Consider the following 18,779-nt stretch of genomic DNA (forward strand, 5'->3'; position numbering starts at 1 on the left):
CCAGGGCCGAAAAAATGGCACCAGGCAGCGGGAATCATAGCCAGTCACCGGCGTGCCCGGCTGGCCGGTGACAATACGCCCTGTGTTAAGCATTCTTCTGATCACCTTTCCTTTCTTTGCCCTGGTGCTGTGCGGCTATGTCGCCGCCCGCCGCGCACTGCTGCCGCAGCTCGCGATTCCGGGACTCAACACCTTTGTGCTGTATTTCGCGCTGCCGTGCATGCTGTACCGCTTTGGCGCGAGCACGCCGGTTGCCCAGCTGCTCGATGCCAGCCTGGTCGCCGTGTACCTGCTGTGCGCGCTGCTGCTGGTGGCGTTCACGATTGCGGTCACACGGGACCGGCCCAAGGGCCGTATCGGCTGGAACGATGCCTCTTTCGGCGCACTGGTGGCCACTTTTCCCAACACCGGATTCATGGGCGTGCCGCTGCTGGTGGCGCTGCTCGGCGTGAAGGCGGCCGGCCCGGCGATTGTGACCATCGTGGTGGATCTGCTGGTCACCAGCTCGCTGTGCATTGCGCTGTCGCGGCTGGACTCGGCCGATAGCCACGGCGCCGAGGTGGCCGCCCAAAAAGCGCTGCGCGGCGTGGCGCTCAATCCGATGCCATGGGCCATTGTGCTGGGCGCCCTGTCGTCGGGCTTCGGGCTCAGCCTGCCTGCGCCGGTGATGCAGACATTGGGGCTGCTGGCCGATGCCGCCTCGCCGGTGGCACTGTTCACCATCGGTGCGGTGCTGGCGCGCTCCCAGATGAACACCGCGGAAACCGTGCCTTTGCGGGACTATGTGCCGGTGGCGCTGATCAAACTGGTGGTCCATCCGGTGCTGGTCGGGCTGGTCGGCTTCGGGGCGATTGCCGCCGGCCTGCCGCTGGACCGCTTCGCCCTGACCGTGGTGATCCTGGTGGCCGCCCTGCCCAGTGCCAGCAATGTGGCCCTGCTGGCCGAGCGTTTCGGCGCCGACAACGGGCGCATTGCGCGGATCATTCTGCTGTCGACGGTGCTGGCGTTTTTCAGCTTCTCGGCGGCGGTGAGTTTGTTGACCTGAGAACCCGGCGGCCGCAGCCTGACGCTGGCCTGGCCGGCGCACGGTCCGCTTTCCTGTTCTGCTGTGGCGAGGCGGTGTGCATGACGTGTCAAGGACGGGTCGCCGCCGCAACCCCATACAGAACCAGCGCCGCCATGACCACGGCGGTGAACCCGACATGGATCGCGAGCAGCGTGGCCAGCACCGCTCCGATGACCGACGCGCAGCCGTTGATACCCCAAGCCCAGGGAATGAGCCGGGCATTGATGGCCTCCACCCTTGCCAAACCCAGGGGGAACGGCATGCCCATGAAAAACGCCAGCGGGGCGATGAGGGCGGCCGAGATCAGGATTCTTGCCGCGTCCGGCAGCCCCATCGCGTGCCGGAACAGCCAGGGAAGCAGGGCCAGGCAAAGCGCCGCCGACAGGAAAATGGCGCCCGCCACTGCCGCCGGGTGCCGCATGGCCCTGGTGCCTGCTGCCAGGCGCCCGGAAACGCGGCTGCCCATGCCGGCGAACAGCAAAAACGCGAACAGCACGACCGCGACCGCATGGAGCGGGTGGCTCAGGAACAGAACGAACTTCTGGATGAACGCAATCTCGATGAACATGAAGCCGAAACCGATCGCCAGAAAGTAGACGAGGACGCGGCCGCGCGAGTCGGTGAGGGGCATGCTGTGGTCCTGCCGGGCATCAACCCATGTGACCCATGCCAACGGCAGGCCGATCAACAGCAGGCTCGCAAGCACCGCCTGGACCAGCGTTGCCACGAGCACCGGATAGCCCCATTCGAGGAGCGGCAAGCCGCCTCGCCCCTTCAGCGACAAGAGCTCGGGCAGCGAGCGCCACTTGAAGAAGTGGAAGAAGTGCGGCTTGTCGTCGGTGGCCGGGGCAATGTGAAACTTGTAGCCCTGCAGGAATGCTTCCCGGCCCGGACCGAGCAGCGCCACCGCGCCGTCGAACAGGTCGGGACCTTCGACCACGTTGTAGCGGTTCGCCTCCTCCGGCCGCATGCCGGGGTAGTAAGCCACATCGAACGAGCGGGCGGCGCAGAAGGCCTTGATCGCCGCGATGTCCGCGCCGTCGAAGGCGCCGTTCTTGACGAGCAGCGTGGTGGTCTTCCAGCTGCGCACCAGGGCGAGCCGGGACCCGGGATCGGCGACGCCCGATCGCTCCAGCGCCACCACGGCGGCGGCAAAGAGCTTGAGCGCATCGCGCGGCGGCAGCGTGACCCAGCGTGTGATCGCCAGCAGGCCGCCGGGCTGCAGATGCCGCAGGTCGTCCTGCATGGCTTCGACCGTGTAGAGATAGTTTTCGGCGAGCGCATAGAGGCCGGCCGAGGAAGCGCTGAAGGAGTCGAGCAGCGCCACGTGGATGAGGTCGTAGCGCTCCTTGCTGGCCGCGACGAAGCCGCGCGCTTCGGCCACATGCACGCGCGCGATGCCCGAATAGATGCCGCCCGCATAGTCCGCGAACCGGCGCCGCACCAGATCGACGACCTGGGGGTTCAGCTCCACCGCATCGATCTGGCTGGCGCCGTGATGGTGAGCCTGCAGCACGTCGGCGCCGGCGCCGGCACCCAGCACCAGCACGCGCGGATGGCGCAGCAGGTGGTAGGGCAGTGCCGAGCTGATCTGGTCGAGATGGACCAGGCTGCCCTGCCGCCCGTCGAATCGGGTCAGCGCGTTGAGGCCTTCGCCGTCGATGAAGACCCCCAGCTGCGGCGGCGGCTCGGCCGTTGCATTGAGGCTCAGTCCCGGCGCGTGGCGCAGCGCAATGCGCGGACTCTCGACCACGCTGACGAGGCCCAGCGGGCTCGATCGTTGCGCCACCACGCGGGCTTCGGGAATGCGCAAGGTCTGCGACAGCTCCTTGTACGGCGACATGACGGGTGCCACCCAGGCGGGCGGCAACAGCAAGGGCAGGTTTGCCATGACCATCAGCAGGGCCGCCGGCCGCCAGTGCCCGGCGCCCCGGCATTCGAGCCACGCCACCGCCGCGGCGGCCCATCCCAAGGCCCCGATCAGCTTCAAGGTGTCCGCCGGCGACAGCACGAACAGCAGGGCCACGACGCCCAGGCTGCCCACCCCGGCGCCCAGGATGTCGAAGCTGTAGATGCGCGGCACCTTGCCGCGAAAGCATGACAAGGCCATGCAGACACAGGCGCCGGCGCACAGGAAGGGCAGCAGAAGCAGCAGGTAGACCGCCAGCAGGTATACCGGCTGGCGCGGGTCCCAGAGGATTTCCAGCGGATTGAACGGCACGCGCTGCGCCAGCACAAAGCAGCCGATGGCGCTGACCCCGAACGCTGCGGCGGCCGCGCTGAACAGCGGTGCAAAGTGCCGCTGCACGGCGCGCTGCGCCAAGGTCAGCACGGCGCCGCTGGCGCCATAGCCGAGCAGCGCCAGGCTGATGATCATGTAGGCGAAGTGGTGCCACAGGATGATGGAGAACAGCCGCATCAGCAGGATTTCGTAAGCCAGCGCGGCGGCCGAGATCAAGGCCACGCCGATCACCGGCGGGGCGGGCCCGCCACGTGCCAGCTCGCGTGCCCCGGTCATGGACATCTCAGTTGCTCCACCGCGCTTCGCACGAGCCGCGACGCATGAAACGCGAGGCCTGTGCGGGGAACACCGCGGAACCGGCTCTGCCGGGCCGCTGGTGTTGCCCCCTCGAGGGGGGAGGCGGCTACACGCAGTGAGCCAGCAACGGGGGTGGGTTTCTTCATCCTAGCGCTGGCCGGTCAGCGGAACGAAGGCCACCGGCAGGATCTGCCGGGTCGACACCGTCCCATCGCGGTTCTTCTCGACCAGCATCAGTTGCTGGACCATGAACGCGGCGCCCACCGGAATCACCATCCTGCCGCCGGCCTTGAGCTGGCGGATGAGCGGCGGCGGAATGTGGCTGGCCGCCGCGGTGACGAGGATGGCGTCGTACGGCGCGTGTTCCTCCCAGCCGTGGTAGCCGTCGCCCAGCCGCACCTGGACATTGTCATAGCCCAGCTTCTGCAGGCGTTGCCGGGCTTGCAGCCCCAGCGGCTCGATGATCTCGATGGTGTAGACGGCACGCGCCAGGTGCGCCATCACCGCCGCCTGATAGCCCGAGCCGGTGCCGACCTCGAGCACCTTGTGGCCGGGTTCCACCCTGGCCAGATCGGTCATCAGTGCGACGATGTAAGGCTGCGAGATGGTCTGCCCGTGGCCGATCGGCAGGGGGCGGTTCTGGTAGGCACGGGGAAGCTGGTCAGCGGGAACGAACTCGTGCCGCGGCACCTTCCCCATGACAGCCATCACCTGCTCATCAAGGGCTGGCTTGCCGGTTTCGGTGCGGGTCTCGCGAACGAGCGCCGTGATTTCCTCCATCATCCGCCGGTGCCCGGACGCGAAGTCTTCGGCTGCGGCGGTCTGTGCCCCCGTCATGCTCAAGAGGAGCGCTGCGGCAACAACACGGACGGTGGGTGTGGCCATCGCTTCGGTTCGACGACGGGCCGGAGTCCGTCATGGGGGAGCGGAGATGTCCTGATCATGGCAGAGCGGGAGATCGCGGTCCAGCCTGTGGTGTAAGCCCACAGCATGGAAGTGGTCCGGGGGGCGCGGCGCCCGGCGAGCCAAGGTCGGGCTGGCGGGCCTGGGTGCGATGCAGCATTCATGCGCTGCTCAAAACGATCTCCCCAGCCGGCGCGCGCGGGCTGGGCCGGGCATTCTCTCGGCAAAGCAGGCGGCCTGCAACATTTCAACCACAATCATGAACGCCGTCGAAGTGGCCGGACGTGGCACGTGATAATCCACAATACGTCAAAGCCGCGAGTGCAGCGGGACTGCGAAAAGATTTCAATCGTGTTCGCTGATCCAGGATTCAGTCAGAACGACACACACACGGGGAGAGTGCGTGAACAGGACAGGCAGCAGCTCGATAACTTTGTCAGGCACCGTGCAGGGCATCACTGACCGCAAGCTCCCCGCTGAGGCCTTGTGCGCGGGCGGCATGGGTGACACACCATTGCGCCTGCTGGCAGACGCAATACCCCAGATCGTCTGGATGATGCGGGCCGATGGCAGGTACACCTACTTCAATCAACGGTGGTTTGACTATTGCGGCTTGTCCCTGGAGGAGAGCCTGGACCGCGGCTGGTCCGGCCTCGTGCATCCCGATGACGGCCCGCGGGCCGCCGAACTTTGGGCGCAGGCGTTCAAGAGTGGCGAGACCTGCGAGGTCGAATACCGTCTGCGCCGGGCTGATGGCGTCTATCGCTGGATGCTGGGCCGGGCCGTTGTGCACTATGACGCGGCGGGACTGACGGCCCACTGGCTGGGTACCTTGACCGATATTGACGACCTGAAACAGGCCGCTGCGCTCCTGGAGAAAAACCTCGCCATCAACCGCATCGCTGGCAGGGTGGCACGCCTGGGGGGATGGACGATTGAGCTGCCGGGCCGCACGCTGACCTGGTCGGATGAAAACTGCCTGATTCACGACGTGGCGCCCGGTTATCAACCGACGCTGGAAGAGGGGATCAGCTACTTTCTCCCGGAGCATCGACCGATAGTCATCCGTCATGTGCAGGATTGCGTGGAACACGGTACGCCTTACGAATTTGTGCTGCCCAAGCTCACCGCCAAGGGCCGGCGCATCTGGGTGCGTTCTACCGGCGAGGCCGTGCGTGATGCCACGGGAAAGATCATCCGCATCCAGGGTGCCTTTCAGGACATCTCGGAGCAAAAGGAGGCGGAGGCGCGCACGCTCGCGCTGGAGGCGCAGCTCCTCACCACGCTGGAAAGCATCACCGACGGTTTTTTCCTGATTGACAGGGAGTGGAAGTTCACCTTCGTCAACGGTCAGGCAGAGCGAATGCTCAAGCGCCGCCGGGAAGACCTGATGGGCCATACGCTGTGGCAGGAGCTTCCCGAGGCCGTGGGCGCGCGCATCGAACGTGAATACCGCCTGGCGGCTCAAGCGCAACACACGACCCGCTTTGAGGCTTTTCATCAGCCGCTGCAGACCTGGTTTGCCTTCCACGTCTATCCCACAGAGGCGGGGCTCGCGGTTTACTTTCAGGACATCACCCAGCGGCGCGCGGAGCAGGCACAGCTGCGCCTGCTGGAGACGGCGGTGTCCCGCCTGAATGACATGGTGGTCATTACCGAAGCCCAGACCTTCAACGATACGGGGCCGCGAATCGTTTTTGTGAATGATGCCTTTGAGCGTCACACCGGATACGGCCGGAAGGAGGTCATCGGACATGCCTCGACGCTGCTGTGGGGAGCCAAAACCGGGCAGGCGGAGCTGGACCGCATTCGCATCGCCATGAAAAACTGGCAAGCGGTACGCGCGGAAATTGTCACTTACACCAAGGCCGGCCAGGAGCTCTGGCTGGAAACAGACATCGCCCCCATCGCCGACGAGTCCGGCAGATTCACCCATTGGGTGGCGGTCGAGCGCGACATCACGGAGCGCCGGCAGCAGCAGGAAGAAATTCTCAGCCTCAACAGTGAACTCGAGGAACGGGTATTGCTGCGCACGGCCCAGCTCGCCGCGGCGAACAAGGAGATGGAGTCTTTCGCCTACTCCGTGTCCCATGACCTGCGCTCGCCCCTCAATACCATCCACGGATTCAGCCAGCTGCTCGCGAAGGCCGAAGCAGAAAATATCAGCGACAAGGGCAAGCACTACCTGAACCGGATTGGTGCCGGGGTCAAGGAGATGGGCGAGTTGATTGAGGGCCTGCTGACCCTGGCCAAGCTGTCCCGCGAACAGATCAAGTCAGAGCCGGTCGATCTTTCGGCCGTCGCCCGGCGGATCGAGCAGGACCACCGGGAGCGGGAGCCGCAGCGCCAGGCGCAGGTGCTCATCCAGGATGGCTTGTGCGCGCAAGGCGACCCCCGCCTGCTGTCGGCCGTGTTGCAAAACCTGCTGGCCAACGCGTGGAAGTTCACTTCCAGGCAGTTGCTGACGCGGATTGAGGTGGGCTGCGAGCTGGACGCCGATGGCGACACCGTTTTTTTTGTCAAGGACAACGGTGTCGGGTTTGACATGGCCTTCTCGCACAAGCTTTTTGGCACCTTCGAGCGCCTTCATTCACCGGGAGATTTCGCCGGAACCGGCATCGGGCTGGCCACCGTGAAACGTGTCATCGACCGTCACGGCGGCCGCGTCTGGGCCGAAGGCAAATTGAACGAAGGCGCGATGTTCTGCTTTACCCTGGGTCAACGCAGCGAATCGGCAGCCTGAAGGGGTGGCTGCCGCTTTGGAGTCAAGGTGTCAGTCGAAGCGGTCGTCCCGCACCTGCACCATGCCGTTCTCGACCTGCACCGGGAAGGTTGGCACGGCCTCGTAGGCCGGCGGCGACAGCGCCTCGCCGGTGACCAGCGAGAACTGCGCGCCGTGGCGGGGACAGACGATGATGTCGTCCAGCACTTCGCCGTCGGACAGGGTCTCGGCCTCGTGGGTGCACAGGTCCTCGATGGCGTAATAGCGGCCGTTGACGTTGAACACGGCGATGGGCACGCCGTCCACGTCCACGGTGCGGCAGCTGCCGGGCGGGAAGCCGTCCGCCGGGGCGACGTCGGTCCAGTCGGCCATCACAGCAGCCCCAGTTGCAGGCGCGCCGCCTCGCTCATCAAGTCCCTGGACCAGGGCGGCTCCCACACCAGCTCGACCTCGACCTCGTTCACGCCGGGCACTTCGTCGACGGCGCTGCCGACCACTTCGGGAAAGGTCTGTGCCACCGGGCAACCGGGGGCGGTCAGTGTCATGCGGATATGCACCTTGCCGCGGGCTTCGTCCACGTCCAGGCCGTAGATGAGGCCCAGGTCGTAGATGTTGACCGGGATTTCCGGGTCAAACACGCCTCGCAGGGCCTCGACCACCCGCGCCTGCAAGCCCGTGGCGGGGGTGGTGGCAGCCGGCGCAGCAGGGCGCGGGGCAACGGCCTCCTTGGCCTGGTGTATCAAATCGAAAATGTTCATCGCATTCACTCCGTCGAAACCGGCTGGTTGACCTCGCGCAGCGCCGCGCGCAGCGTATGCCAGGCCAGGGTGGCGCATTTCACCCGTACCGGGAATTCGCGCACGCCGGCCAGCACCTCCAGCTTGCCCAGCGCGACCGTCGGCGGCGAGTCACTGCTGCCCGCCACCAGCGCGTGAAAGCCGGCGAACAACGCTTCTACCTGCGCCTCGGTCTTGCCCTTGAGGGCGTCGGTCATCAGCGACGCCGAGGCGGTGGAAATGGCGCAGCCCGAGCCTTCGAAGCGGGCGTCCTGGATCACGCCGTCCACGACCTGGAGGTAAAGCGTCAGCCGGTCGCCGCACAGCGGATTGAAACCCTCGGCGCGGCGGTTGGCCCCCGCCAGTGGCCCGAAATTGTGCGGGTGGCGGTAGTGGTCAACGATGAGTTCCTGATACAGATCGCGCAAGTCAGACATCAGCCAAATACCTCCTGCGCCCTGCGGATCGCGCGCAGCAGCACATCCACTTCCTCCACCGTGTTGTAGAGGGCGAACGAGGCGCGCACCGTGGCGGGCACGCCGAAATGCGCCATCACCGGCATGGCGCAATGGTGGCCGGCGCGCACCGCGACGCCTTCGTCGTCGAGAATGGTGCCGACATCGTGCGGGTGCACGCCCGCCACGGTGAACGACAGGATGCTCGCTTTGTCCCGGGCGGTGCCGATGAGGCGCAGGCCGGCCATCCCGGCCGCCTGTTCGGTGGCGTAGGCCAGCAGCGCGTGTTCATGGGCGGCGATGGCGGGCAAACCCGCCATGTTCACATAATCGATCGCCGCCCCCAGGGCGATGCCGCCCGCGATATGCGGGGTGCCGGCCTCGAACTTGTACGGCAGGTCGTTGTACGTCGTCCGGGCGAAGGTAACCTCGCGGATCATGTCGCCGCCACCCTGCCAGGGCGGCATGGCGTCCAGCAGCGCAGCCTTGCCGTAGAGCACGCCGATGCCGGTCGGGCCGTAGAGCTTGTGGCCGGAGAAGGCGTAGAAATCGCAGTCGAGCGCCTGTACGTCAACCGGCAGGTGGGCCACCGCCTGGGCGCCATCGACCAGCACCACCGCCCCCGCCGAATGGGCGAGCGCAACGAGGTGTTGCACCGGGTTGAGGGTGCCGAGCGCATTCGACAGCTGCGTGAGCGCGACGATGCGCGTCGCCGGGCCCAGCAGGCGCTCGAACTCATCGAGGCGCAACTCGCCGGCGTCGTCGATGGGCGCGACGCGCAGCACCGCGCCCGTGCGCTCGCACAGCAGCTGCCACGGCACGATGTTGGAGTGGTGCTCCATCTCGGTGATCAGGATTTCGTCGCCGGGCCGCAGGCGCTGGCCGTAGCTCGCCGCCACCAGGTTGATCGCCTCGGTGGTGCCGCGCACGAACACGATTTCTTCGCGGCGCTCCGCATGGATGAAGCGCCGCACGGTGTCGCGTGCCGTTTCATAGGCCTCGGTCGCCTGCTGGCTCAGGCTGTGCACGCCGCGGTGGATGTTGGCGTTCAGCTCGGTGTAGTAGCGCGCCTCGCAGTCGATCACGCACTGTGGCTTCTGGCTGGTGGCGGCGTTATCCAGGTAGACCAGGGGCTTGCCGTGCACAGTCCGGTGCAGGATGGGGAAATCCTGCCGCAGCCGCGCCACCTTCAGCGCGCTTGGCGTGACCCACGGCGTATGAAGCACATCGCCCTCATCGCGGGCCAGCGCGGAACCGGCTTCGCCGGGCCGCTGCTGGCGCCCCCTTGAGGGGGAGGCGCCGAAGGCGCTTCGGGGGTGGTTCATATCAGCTCCTTCACCCGCTCGGGCAGGCGGCCCAGCAGCAGCTTCTCCAGCCGCGCCCGCAGTGGCGCAATGCCCACCCGGTCGACCACTTCCTCAGCGAAGGCAAAGGTGAGCAGCGCGCGCGCCGACGCATCGTCCACGCCGCGCGAGCGCAGGTAGAAGATCTGCTCGGGGTCGAGCTGGCCGACGGTGGCGCCGTGACTGCATTTCACGTCGTCGGCGTAGATCTCCAGTTGCGGTTTGGTATCGACTTCGGCGTTGTCCGACAGCAGCAGGTTGCGGTTGGTCTGATCGGCATCGCTGTGCTGCGCATCGGCATGCACGATCACCTTGCCGTTGAACACCGCGCGGGATGCACCGGCCAGCACGCCCTTGTAAAACTCGCGGCTGGTGCCGTACGGCTGGGCATGGTCGATGCGGGTGTGGTGGTCGATATGCTGGCGGCCGTCGGTCATGTACAGGCCGTCGAGCGCGCACGTGGTGTGCTCGGCATTGAGCCCGACGCCGATGTCGATCCGCGCCAGCACAGCGCCCAGCGCGAACGAGCGTGAGGTGAAGCGGCTGCCATGCTGCTGGTCCGCATTCACTGCGGCGACGTGGAAGGCCTTGAGGCTTTCCTGCTGCACTTTGTGGTGCTCGATCCCGGCGTCGCGCCCGGCCACGAGGTCGGTGACCACGTTGGTGAAGTAGGCGCCATCGCCCACGGCCACATGGTGCTCGATCAGGCTGGCCCGGCTGCCGGCGTCGGCCACCACGAGGTTGCGCGTCTGCACCGCGAGGCCCGCTTCGGTGGCGACGAACAGCAGGTGGATCGGCGTGTCGAGTGCCACGCCGGCAGCCAGATGGACATAGGCGCCGTCGGTCATGAAGGCCGCGTTCAGTGCGGCGAAGCCGGACGGGTAGGTGTCCGGCGTCGGCCCCAGCAGGCTTTGCAGGCGCTCGGGGTCGCGTTCCAGCAGCTCGGCGAGGCTGGCCAGCGTGGCGCCCGCGGGCAGCGGCGCTATGCGCGACCAGCGCGGCTGATAGTGGCCGTTCACGAACACCAGGCGCTGGGTGTCGGGCAGGCTCCAGTCTTCGATCTGCTGCGCCGTGACACCGTTTGCCGCCGGCGGCGCCCGCGCGGCCAGCACAAACCGGCTTTTCTCGATGGCGGCGACGCTGGTGTACTTCCAGTCCTCCTGGCGCAGCGTCGGGAAGCCGGTGGCGGCGAAAGACGCCAGGCCCGCTTCGCGCGCACGCTGCAGCCACGGCAGGCGCCCGCCGGGCAGTGACGCCTTGAGGCGGGCGAATTCGTCACGGTAGAAGTCGGCTGCGGTGGCGCTCATGGGACCCCCATGCCCGGCAATGCCGGGCTGCCCCTCGAGGGGCGCGCGAGCTTGCCTGAAGTGACTGAAGTGGTTTTGCGCCGCGCTCATGAGATCGCTCCCTTCTGGCAGCTGGCTTCGGCCTCGATCCAGCCGTAACCCTGGTTCTCCAGCTCCAGCGCCAGCTCCCGCCCGCCGGACAGCGCGATGCGGCCCTGTACCAGCACGTGCACGTGGTCCGGCACGATGTAGTTGAGCAGGCGCTGGTAATGGGTCACCAGCACGATGGCCCGTTCCGGGCTGCGCATGGCGCTGACGCCGCCCGCGACGACCTGGAGCGCATCGATGTCCAGGCCAGAATCGGTTTCATCGAGGATGGCGAGTTTCGGCTCCAGCACGGCCATCTGCAGGATCTCGTTGCGCTTCTTCTCGCCGCCGGAAAAACCCTCGTTCACCGCGCGGTACAGCAGGCTGGTGTCCATGCCCATCAGTGCCAGCTTGCCCTTCACCAGCGCGAGAAAGTCCACCGCGTCCAGCTCCGGCTCGCCGCGGTGCAGGCGCTGCGCATTGACCGCCGCCTTCAGCAGATAGATGTTGGCGACGCCGGGGATTTCCACCGGGTACTGGAAGGCCAGAAAGATCCCCTCGCGCGCCCGCTCTTCAGGCGGCAGCTCAAGCAGGTTGCGGCCCTCGTAGCGCACCTCGCCGGCGGTCACCACATGGTTGTCGCGCCCGGCCAGCACATGGGCCAGCGTGCTTTTGCCTGAGCCGTTCGGCCCCATGATGGCGTGCACTTCGCCCGCCCGGATCGTGAGATTGATACCGCGCAGGATGGGCTTGTCATCGACGGAGACGTGCAGGTCCCTGATCTCGAGCATGGTCTGTCCTTGTCAATCGCTTTCAGCCGATGCTGCCTTCCAGGCTCACGCCCAGCAGCTTTTGCGCCTCTACCGCGAATTCCATCGGCAGCTCCTTGAACACCTCCTTGCAGAAGCCGTTGACGATCATCGACACCGCGTCTTCCGGTGCGAGGCCGCGGCTCTGGCAATAGAACAACTGGTCTTCGCCGATGCGCGAGGTCGAGGCCTCGTGCTCGACCCGGGCGGTCGGGTTCTTCACTTCGATGTAGGGGAAGGTGTGGGCCGCGCAGCGGTCGCCCAGCAGCAGCGAGTCGCACTGCGTGTAGTTGCGTGCGCCGGCAGCGCCTTTGGCCACCAGCACCCGCCCGCGGTAGGCGTTGCGGCCGTGGCCGGCCGAGATCCCCTTGGACAGGATGGTGCTGCGGGTGTTCTTCCCGAGGTGGATCATCTTGGTGCCGGTGTCGGCCTGCTGGTAGTGGTTGGTCAGCGCCACCGAGTAGAACTCGCCCACGGCGTTGTCCCCCTGCAGGATGACGCTGGGGTACTTCCAGGTGATGGCGGAACCGGTCTCCACCTGGGTCCAGGAAATCTTCGAGTTGGCGCCGCGGCAGTCGCCGCGCTTGGTGACGAAGTTGTAGATGCCGCCCTTGCCCTCTTTATCACCGGGGTACCAGTTCTGCACCGTTGCGTACCTGATCTGCGCGCCTTCCAGCGCGATCAGCTCGACCACCGCGGCGTGCAGCTGGTTCTCGTCGCGCATCGGCGCGGTGCAGCCTTCCAGATAACTCACGTAGGCGCCCTCATCGGCAATGATCAGCGTGCGCTCGAACTGGCCGGTGTTGCTGGCGTTGATGCGGAAGTAGGTGGACAGCTCCATCGGGCAGCGCACCCCCGGCGGGATGTAGCAGAACGAGCCGTCGCTGAACACCGCCGAGTTGAGCGTGGCAAAGAAGTTGTCGGTGTAGGGCACGACCGAGCCGAGGTATTTCCGCACCAGGTCGGGGTGCTGCTGCACCGCCTCGGAAAACGAGCAGAACACAATGCCCAGCTCGCCCAGCTTCTCTTTGAAGGTGGTCGCCACCGACACGCTGTCGAACACCGCGTCCACCGCCACGCCGGCCAGCAGTGCGCGCTCCTCGAGCGGCACGCCCAGCTTCTCATAGGTCCGCAGCAGCTCCGGGTCCACATCGTTCAGGCTTTGCGGCCCGTCCTTGCGCGATTTCGGCGCGGAGTAGTAGGCGATGTCCTGGTAGGCGATGGGCGGGTGGCGCACCGTGGCCCAGCGCGGCTCGGTCATCGTCAGCCAGTGGCGATAGGCCTGCAGCCGCCAGTCGAGCATGAAGCCGGGTTCACCCTTCTTGGCCGAGATCAGGCGGACCACGTCTTCGGAGAGCCCGCGCGGCACGGTGTCCGTCTCCACGGTGGTGTAGAAGCCGTGCTGGTAGCCCTGACTGATCAGTTCGTCGAGTTTGACTGTGGAGTTTGCCATGTGTCATCTCCCGTTGCCCGTTGCGACCGCGTCTGCTACTGCCTCACGCCCTCGCGTGGCTGCCGGGCCCGCAGTGCGCCGACGTTCACCGGCCGAAACACCGGTTGCGCCATGTCCGCCAGCGTGAGGTCGCTCAGCACGCGGCGAATGATCTGGTTGACGCGCTGCCAGTTCGCCTGCAACGAACACGAACCTTCCTGCGCGCACAGGCCAAGGGCGGCGCTGCACTCGGTCACGCCGACCGGCCCTTCCATCGCGTCGATGACCTGGGCAATGGAAATCTCATCCGGTGGCCGCGACAACAGGTAACCGCCGTGGGCGCCGCGCAGCGACTGCAGCAGGTTTTCCCGTGCCAGCGTCTTCAGGATCTTGCTCGCCGTGGGGACTGTCACGCCTGTCGCGGTGGCCACTTCAGCGGCGCTGTAGACGCGGGCCGGCTGCCGGGCCATGTGGGTCATGATCACCGTGCCGTAGTCGGTCAGCTTGCTCAGTCTCAACATTGCCGTGGCCTTCCTCTTTATATGGAACCAATTTAGTCCTAAATGTCAGGAAATGCAAGCCTCCTCGGGCATGGACAAGGTTGAACCTCGGCTTCGGGTCGCGTCTGGAGCTTGAACCGAGGCAGGCACAGTCCGGTCAGGAGCCGCCGTTCGTTGGCGCAGGGATATTCGCCTCTGCGTGCGGCTTTTCGTGCTGCTTTTTCCCCTGTCACAAACCCGGCCTCAGAGCCGAGGGCTGACGCAAGGAAGGAAGCCACACGATGCACGGTGATTACTCAGGCCGTGATTACGCCGTCACCAAATAGGACTAGGATGACAGCATGGCGCTCAAGTTTTCCAACCCCAGCCGCAGCTACGACGGATCCAGGCACGGTGTGTGCCTCTGGGGCTGCGACAACGCGCGCGAGATCGACTTCCCGGCAGACGACGCGGTGCCATCGCGTCCGCCCGTGATGGGTTCCAACGAATCCGCCGTGCTGGCGGCCTTCACGTCCTTCACGTATCCGTGCCGACGGCGACCTCCGCTACGCCGGAGTGCGAGACCAACCCCGGAGGAACACCATGCCCGACATTGACCCTAAAAGCACTTTCCGTGGGCTTCCATTGACCGCGGAGCAAGACGCAGAAATCAGGCACTACATCAAAAAGAAAAAGCAGCATGGCGAGCCGTGGGACACACCGGAGTTGGCGGCCATGCTGAAAGATATGCTGGAGCCTCCAGGCGATGATGATGATGAAGGGTTCGGCGCCGCTGCTGACGAAACGAAAGCGGCCGCAGAACGCGCGGGGGCGTCCATCGACGAGGACATGGAGCCCATTGAGGCCAGTGAAGAGCGCAATGCCGCCATGGAGTCTGAGCGTATGAAGGGGCCCTAAATGGCTTGTCGAAAAACAGGGCGGCCCGCTCGAGTTCTGTGTTCTGTCTTTCTGTGATTTGGTTCACCGGGCTTTGAACGTTGAGGGTCGGCTTTCCGGAAGGGTGAACGCAAACTTCAGGAAAGCCGCAAGCACATTGACTTTTCCCTCTTCGATCGCATTCACCTTCTGGGTGACAGCGCATCCAACTGCCGTTTCCAGGTTAAATTGCAATCGGGTCCACATCCACCGCCCAGCGGATCAGGCTTTTGAAGTCGCTGTGCTGGCGGGTGTCAAACAGCACCGGCTGCCAGGCGGCCAGGAAGCGCTGCAGGGCCGCGCGTGACGGGCTTTCCACCAGCATCTGTGCGCGCTCGATGTTGGCCACGCGCTGGATCGTCATCGGCACCGCCGGGTAGGCTGTGACCTGGTCGTGGCCGGTGATCTGCTGCGCCGTGGCCGATGCTGCCGCGGCGTTGAGAAAGCCCTGCGCCACCTCTTGCGTGCGGGCCTCGGCGCGCACCAGCGCCGAGAAACCGAAGGGCGCCATGCCGGCCGCCTGGCGCTCTGCCAGCTGCTGTGCGGCAAAGGCCGGGTAGTCGTGTTTTTTCAGCGCCTCGAACAGCGGATGGTCCGGGTGGAAGGTCTGCACCCACATCTCGCTGGCCTCGCTGTGCCGGGCATCGCGGCCGGCCCGGCCTCCGGCCTGCATCAGCAGGCTGAACAGACGCTCGGGCGCGCGGAAGTCGCTGGAGAACAGCGCCCCGTCGGGGTTGACGGCCGCCACCAGCGTGATGTGCCGGAAGTCATGGCCCTTGGCAATCATTTGCGTGCCGACCAGCACGTCGACCTCGCCCGCATGCACGCTGGCCAGCTGCGATTCCAGCGCGCCCTTGAGCCGCGTGGTGTCGGCGTCGATGCGGGCGATGCGCACCGGCTCGCCGTCCGGCCGCTTCACGCCAGCCAGCAGTTCGGCCAGATGCTCTTCCAGCCGCTCGGTGCCGCGCCCCACCGGCGCGATGTCGATGTTGCCGCAGCTGGGGCAGGCGCGCGGCACGCGCTCGGTGAAACCGCAGTGGTGGCAGCGCAGCGTGCGGTCTATCTTGTGGAAGACGCGAAACGCGCTGCAATGCGGGCACTCGCTTTTCCAGCCGCAGTCATGGCAGGCCAGCACCGGCGCATAGCCGCGCCGGTTCAAAAAGATCAGGGACTGCTCGCCGCGCGCTACGCGCTGCGCAATCGCGTCCAGCAGCGGCGGCGCGATGATGCAGTGCTTGGGCTGGTGGTTCATGTCCACGCGCCGCACGGTGGGCAGGCTGCCCGGGTCACCTGGGGCGCTTGGGGCGCCTGGCTCCCTAGCCTTCGGGGGAGAGGAGGGGCCAGGCCGCGGCCCGGCGGAATAGGGCGCGGCCTCCTCGCCGGTTGATGGGGCCGTGCCAATGCGCTCGTCCATGATGAGGCGCTGGTAGCGGCCGGTGAGGGTGGCCTGCCAGCTTTCCAGCGAGGGCGTGGCCGAGCCCAGCAGCACGCGGCAGGGGCCGTGCGCGTGTTCGGCCTCGGCGGTTTCCAGCTTGGCGCGGTAGACCGCCAGGTCGCGCGCCGAGTAGCGCGCGCCTTCCTGCTGCTTGTAACTCGGGTCGTGTTCCTCGTCGACCACCAGCAGGCGCAAATTGGGCAGGGAGGCCAGCACCCCCATGCGCGTGCCGAGCACCAGCCGGGCCTGCCCGGTATGGGCCGCCAGCCAGCTTTTCAGCCGCTGGGCCGGCGTGAGCCCGCTGTGCAGGGGCACGACCCGCTCCTTGCCCAGGTGGGCAAAGCGCGCCTCAAAACGGGCCTGCAGCTGCGGCGTGAGGTTGATTTCGGGCACCATGACCAGCACCTGGGCGTCCGGGTCCTGCTCAAGTACCCGAGCCGCGGCCCGCAGGTAGACCTCGGTTTTGCCGCTGCCGGTGGCGCCAAACAGCAGGGCGGGCCGGGTGTCGGCATCAAATTCGGCCAGTGCCCGCATCTGTTGGGGGGTGAGTGCTATTAAATCAGCGGTAGCCGGGGCGTGGCTGGTGTCCACCGTGGGCCGTTTGAGCCGGCGCCCCAGCTGCACGGCGCTGAGCTCGCGCAATTGCGGCGGCAGAGCGGCCAGCGCCACTTCGCCCAGCGAGCGCTGGTAGTAGCCGGCCGTGAAGGCAACCAGTTTTCGCCAGGTGGTGGACAGGGGCGGCAGCCCGTCGAGTACGCCGGCAATGGGACGGACCTGCTTTTCCAGCAGGCCACCACTGTCCGGCAGGATGCTCCACACCACGCCCAGCACTTCCCGTTTGCCCAGCGGCACACGCACCAGCGCACCCGGAAATAGTGGGAACTCACTTCGGTAAGTCAGGGGCCCGGCGACGGCGCTGTGGGCGGGCGTGGCCATGACCACCTCGATCCAGCAGGTCATGCGGCACAACCAGATGCGAGGACTTCTTCAAAAGTACTTCCAGTTAGTGCGCTAAGTACTTGATTTCCCAATGCTTTACGGATTTCCAGTTTTTCTGTGGATAACTTTGTTGATAGCTTCCCGGGGATCTGCGCGAAGCCTTGTAAATCAAGGCTTTTCTTAAAATGCCCGGAAAAAAAGCAATTCAAAGTTTCTATATAAATCAACAACTTAGCTGCGCTATGGCTTTGATAGCGGGGTGGAGGCGGGGGTATGTATGTTGCGGCGCAGCAGCACGGATTTTGTGCATAAGTCCAACACCCCGGGCCTGGTTTTGTGCTAGTCATAGCTGAAATGACGGCTCCATCGCTTGTCAGAGGGGGGCTTGGCAGCCCTTCAAGCCCCGGCTGTGCGCATGCGGCGAGAGTGAGTGTGTACTGCACGGACCAGGACGTCCACGCTTTCCGGCGGCGTGTGCTGGCTGATGCCATGGCCGAGATTGAAAATGTGGGTCGGGCCGGGCTGGCTGGCGTCGGTGTGGGGGCGACCAAAACTGTCCAGTACGGCAGCCACTTCGGCTTCGATCTGGGTCGGGCCGGCAAACAGCACGTTGGGATCCAGGTTGCCTTGCAGGGCCTTGGCATGGGGGCCGTTCTCGCCGACCCGCGCGCGGGCCTGGGCGAGGTTGACGGTCCAGTCCAGGCCCAGCACCTCGCAGTCGAGGGCCGCCATGGCTTCCAGCCACTGCCCGCCGCCTTTGGTGAAGACCAGGCGTGGGATCTTCACGCCATCGTGCTCGCGCTTGAGCTGGCCCAGCACGCGCGCGGTGTAGGCCAGGCTGAAGGTCTGGAAGGCCGCGTCGGCCAGCACGCCACCCCAGCTGTCAAAAATCATCACGGCCTGGGCGCCGGCCTCAATTTGCGCGTTCAGGTAGGCGGCCACCGCATCGGCGTTGACGGCCAGCATTGTGTGCATCAGGTCGGGGCGCTGGTACAGCATGGTCTTGACGAGCCGGTAGTCGTCCGAGCCCGCTCCCTCGACCATGTAGCAGGCCAGCGTCCAGGGGCTGCCGGAAAAGCCGATCAGCGGCACCCGGCCATGGAGTGCCTTGCGGATCGAGGTGACGGCGTCGAACACATAGCGCAGCTTGCCCATATCGGGCACCGCCAGCCGGGCCACCGCCGCTTCGTCGCGCACAGGGGTGGCAAAACGCGGGCCTTCGCCGAGCTCGAACGACAGGCCCAGCCCCATGGCATCGGGCACGGTCAGGATGTCGGAAAACAGGATGGCCGCATCCAGCGGGTAACGCTCCAGCGGCTGCAGGGTGACCTCGGTGGCGTAATCGGTGTTGGTGGCCAGCCCCATGAAGCTGCCGGCCCGGGCGCGGGTGGCGCGATATTCGGGCAAATAGCGGCCGGCCTGGCGCATCAGCCAGACGGGCGTGTGGTCGGTGGCCTGGCGCAGGCAGGCACGCAGAAAGGTGTCGTTTTGAAGTGGTGCAAACATGAGCAGATTGTCTCAGGTGTCGGCAGGGGCTGGTGTGGCGGGCCGGCCGCATGGGCGGGGTCAGGC

Annotated in this window: 15 protein-coding genes; 3 read left to right on the top strand and 12 right to left on the bottom strand. The window is 66.0% G+C overall.

Features of this window, described 5'->3' with window-relative positions; genetic code table 11:
* Positions 1–82: 82 nt before the first annotated feature.
* A complete protein-coding gene (locus AC1DUB_RS15895) occupies positions 83–1,045 on the top strand; it encodes an AEC family transporter (RefSeq protein WP_477730321.1) in 963 nt (320 codons plus the stop codon).
* 88 nt (positions 1,046–1,133) lie between these two features.
* Here AC1DUB_RS15895 and AC1DUB_RS15900 read toward each other — a convergent pair whose 3' ends face one another.
* Both AC1DUB_RS15900 and AC1DUB_RS15905 read right to left on the bottom strand, forming a co-directional pair.
* Entirely contained in the window at positions 1,134–3,590 is a 2,457-nt protein-coding gene (locus AC1DUB_RS15900) for a spermine/spermidine synthase domain-containing protein (protein WP_477730322.1), read from the bottom strand.
* 162 nt (positions 3,591–3,752) lie between these two features.
* Positions 3,753–4,442, bottom strand: coding sequence for a protein-L-isoaspartate(D-aspartate) O-methyltransferase (locus AC1DUB_RS15905; protein ID WP_477730454.1), 690 nt, complete (start codon positions 4,440–4,442; stop codon positions 3,753–3,755).
* Positions 4,443–4,911: 469 nt separating this feature from the next.
* Here AC1DUB_RS15905 and AC1DUB_RS15910 point away from each other — a divergent pair, with 469 nt between their 5' ends.
* A complete protein-coding gene (locus AC1DUB_RS15910; protein WP_477730323.1) occupies positions 4,912–7,251 on the top strand; it encodes a PAS domain-containing sensor histidine kinase in 2,340 nt (779 codons plus the stop codon).
* A 30-nt stretch (positions 7,252–7,281) separates the two neighbouring features.
* Here the strand turns inward: AC1DUB_RS15910 and AC1DUB_RS15915 are convergent, their stop codons facing one another.
* The 8 genes from AC1DUB_RS15915 to AC1DUB_RS15950 all read right to left on the bottom strand — a co-directional run bounded on the left by AC1DUB_RS15915 (position 7,282) and on the right by AC1DUB_RS15950 (position 13,939).
* The gene (locus AC1DUB_RS15915) at positions 7,282–7,602 is read right to left on the bottom strand and encodes a non-heme iron oxygenase ferredoxin subunit (protein WP_477730324.1); all 321 of its coding nucleotides are present in this window, start codon (positions 7,600–7,602) and stop codon (positions 7,282–7,284) included.
* The gene (locus AC1DUB_RS15920) at positions 7,602–7,988 is read right to left on the bottom strand and encodes an SUF system Fe-S cluster assembly protein (protein WP_477730325.1); all 387 of its coding nucleotides are present in this window, start codon (positions 7,986–7,988) and stop codon (positions 7,602–7,604) included. Before AC1DUB_RS15920 ends, AC1DUB_RS15915 begins: the two co-directional genes overlap by 1 nt.
* A 5-nt stretch (positions 7,989–7,993) precedes the next feature.
* Positions 7,994–8,443 carry a Fe-S cluster assembly sulfur transfer protein SufU gene (gene sufU, locus AC1DUB_RS15925; protein WP_477721440.1) on the bottom strand — a complete coding sequence of 150 codons (450 nt, stop codon included), beginning with the start codon at positions 8,441–8,443 and terminating at the stop codon, positions 7,994–7,996.
* Positions 8,443–9,786 carry a SufS family cysteine desulfurase gene (locus AC1DUB_RS15930; protein WP_477730326.1) on the bottom strand — a complete coding sequence of 448 codons (1,344 nt, stop codon included), beginning with the start codon at positions 9,784–9,786 and terminating at the stop codon, positions 8,443–8,445. The genes sufU and AC1DUB_RS15930 overlap by 1 nt, the downstream gene beginning before the upstream one ends.
* A complete protein-coding gene (gene sufD, locus AC1DUB_RS15935) occupies positions 9,783–11,111 on the bottom strand; it encodes a Fe-S cluster assembly protein SufD (RefSeq protein ID WP_477730327.1) in 1,329 nt (442 codons plus the stop codon). Before sufD ends, AC1DUB_RS15930 begins: the two co-directional genes overlap by 4 nt.
* Before the next feature lie 86 nt (positions 11,112–11,197).
* The gene (gene sufC, locus AC1DUB_RS15940; RefSeq protein ID WP_477730328.1) at positions 11,198–11,968 is read right to left on the bottom strand and encodes a Fe-S cluster assembly ATPase SufC; all 771 of its coding nucleotides are present in this window, start codon (positions 11,966–11,968) and stop codon (positions 11,198–11,200) included.
* Positions 11,969–11,990: 22 nt separating this feature from the next.
* Positions 11,991–13,439: a Fe-S cluster assembly protein SufB gene (sufB, locus tag AC1DUB_RS15945; protein ID WP_477730329.1), complete on the bottom strand. Its 1,449-nt coding sequence runs from the start codon at positions 13,437–13,439 to the stop codon at positions 11,991–11,993.
* A gap of 35 nt (positions 13,440–13,474) precedes the next feature.
* Entirely contained in the window at positions 13,475–13,939 is a 465-nt protein-coding gene (locus AC1DUB_RS15950; protein ID WP_477721435.1) for an SUF system Fe-S cluster assembly regulator, read from the bottom strand.
* A gap of 561 nt (positions 13,940–14,500) precedes the next feature.
* Between AC1DUB_RS15950 and AC1DUB_RS15955 the strand changes: the two genes are divergently transcribed.
* Positions 14,501–14,815 carry a hypothetical protein gene (locus AC1DUB_RS15955; RefSeq protein WP_477721433.1) on the top strand — a complete coding sequence of 105 codons (315 nt, stop codon included), beginning with the start codon at positions 14,501–14,503 and terminating at the stop codon, positions 14,813–14,815.
* Between the two features lie 202 nt (positions 14,816–15,017).
* Here AC1DUB_RS15955 and priA read toward each other — a convergent pair whose 3' ends face one another.
* Both priA and hemE read right to left on the bottom strand, forming a co-directional pair.
* Complete coding sequence (priA, locus tag AC1DUB_RS15960) at positions 15,018–17,228, bottom strand: replication restart helicase PriA (RefSeq protein WP_477730330.1); 2,211 nt, start codon at positions 17,226–17,228, stop codon at positions 15,018–15,020.
* 375 nt (positions 17,229–17,603) lie between these two features.
* The gene (gene hemE, locus AC1DUB_RS15965) at positions 17,604–18,713 is read right to left on the bottom strand and encodes a uroporphyrinogen decarboxylase (RefSeq protein WP_477730331.1); all 1,110 of its coding nucleotides are present in this window, start codon (positions 18,711–18,713) and stop codon (positions 17,604–17,606) included.
* Positions 18,714–18,779 lie beyond the last annotated feature (66 nt).

This window comes from Polaromonas sp. P4_F9 (assembly GCF_056401235.1).

Bases quoted from the DNA above. Each gene is read 5' to 3' on its own strand.
- AC1DUB_RS15915 (WP_477730324.1), bottom strand. From the start codon at position 7,602: ATGGCCGACTGGACCGACGTCGCCCCGGCGGACGGCTTCCCGCCCGGC.
- priA (WP_477730330.1), bottom strand. From the start codon at position 17,228: ATGACCTGCTGGATCGAGGTGGTCATGGCCACGCCCGCCCACAGCGCC.
- AC1DUB_RS15905 (WP_477730454.1), bottom strand. From the start codon at position 4,442: ATGACGGGGGCACAGACCGCCGCAGCCGAAGACTTCGCGTCCGGGCAC.
- AC1DUB_RS15955 (WP_477721433.1), top strand. From the start codon at position 14,501: ATGCCCGACATTGACCCTAAAAGCACTTTCCGTGGGCTTCCATTGACC.
- AC1DUB_RS15900 (WP_477730322.1), bottom strand. From the start codon at position 3,590: ATGTCCATGACCGGGGCACGCGAGCTGGCACGTGGCGGGCCCGCCCCG.
- AC1DUB_RS15930 (WP_477730326.1), bottom strand. From the start codon at position 9,786: ATGAACCACCCCCGAAGCGCCTTCGGCGCCTCCCCCTCAAGGGGGCGC.
- sufB (WP_477730329.1), bottom strand. From the start codon at position 13,439: ATGGCAAACTCCACAGTCAAACTCGACGAACTGATCAGTCAGGGCTAC.
- sufU (WP_477721440.1), bottom strand. From the start codon at position 8,443: ATGTCTGACTTGCGCGATCTGTATCAGGAACTCATCGTTGACCACTAC.
- AC1DUB_RS15950 (WP_477721435.1), bottom strand. From the start codon at position 13,939: ATGTTGAGACTGAGCAAGCTGACCGACTACGGCACGGTGATCATGACC.
- AC1DUB_RS15920 (WP_477730325.1), bottom strand. From the start codon at position 7,988: ATGAACATTTTCGATTTGATACACCAGGCCAAGGAGGCCGTTGCCCCG.
- sufC (WP_477730328.1), bottom strand. From the start codon at position 11,968: ATGCTCGAGATCAGGGACCTGCACGTCTCCGTCGATGACAAGCCCATC.
- hemE (WP_477730331.1), bottom strand. From the start codon at position 18,713: ATGTTTGCACCACTTCAAAACGACACCTTTCTGCGTGCCTGCCTGCGC.
- sufD (WP_477730327.1), bottom strand. From the start codon at position 11,111: ATGAGCGCCACCGCAGCCGACTTCTACCGTGACGAATTCGCCCGCCTC.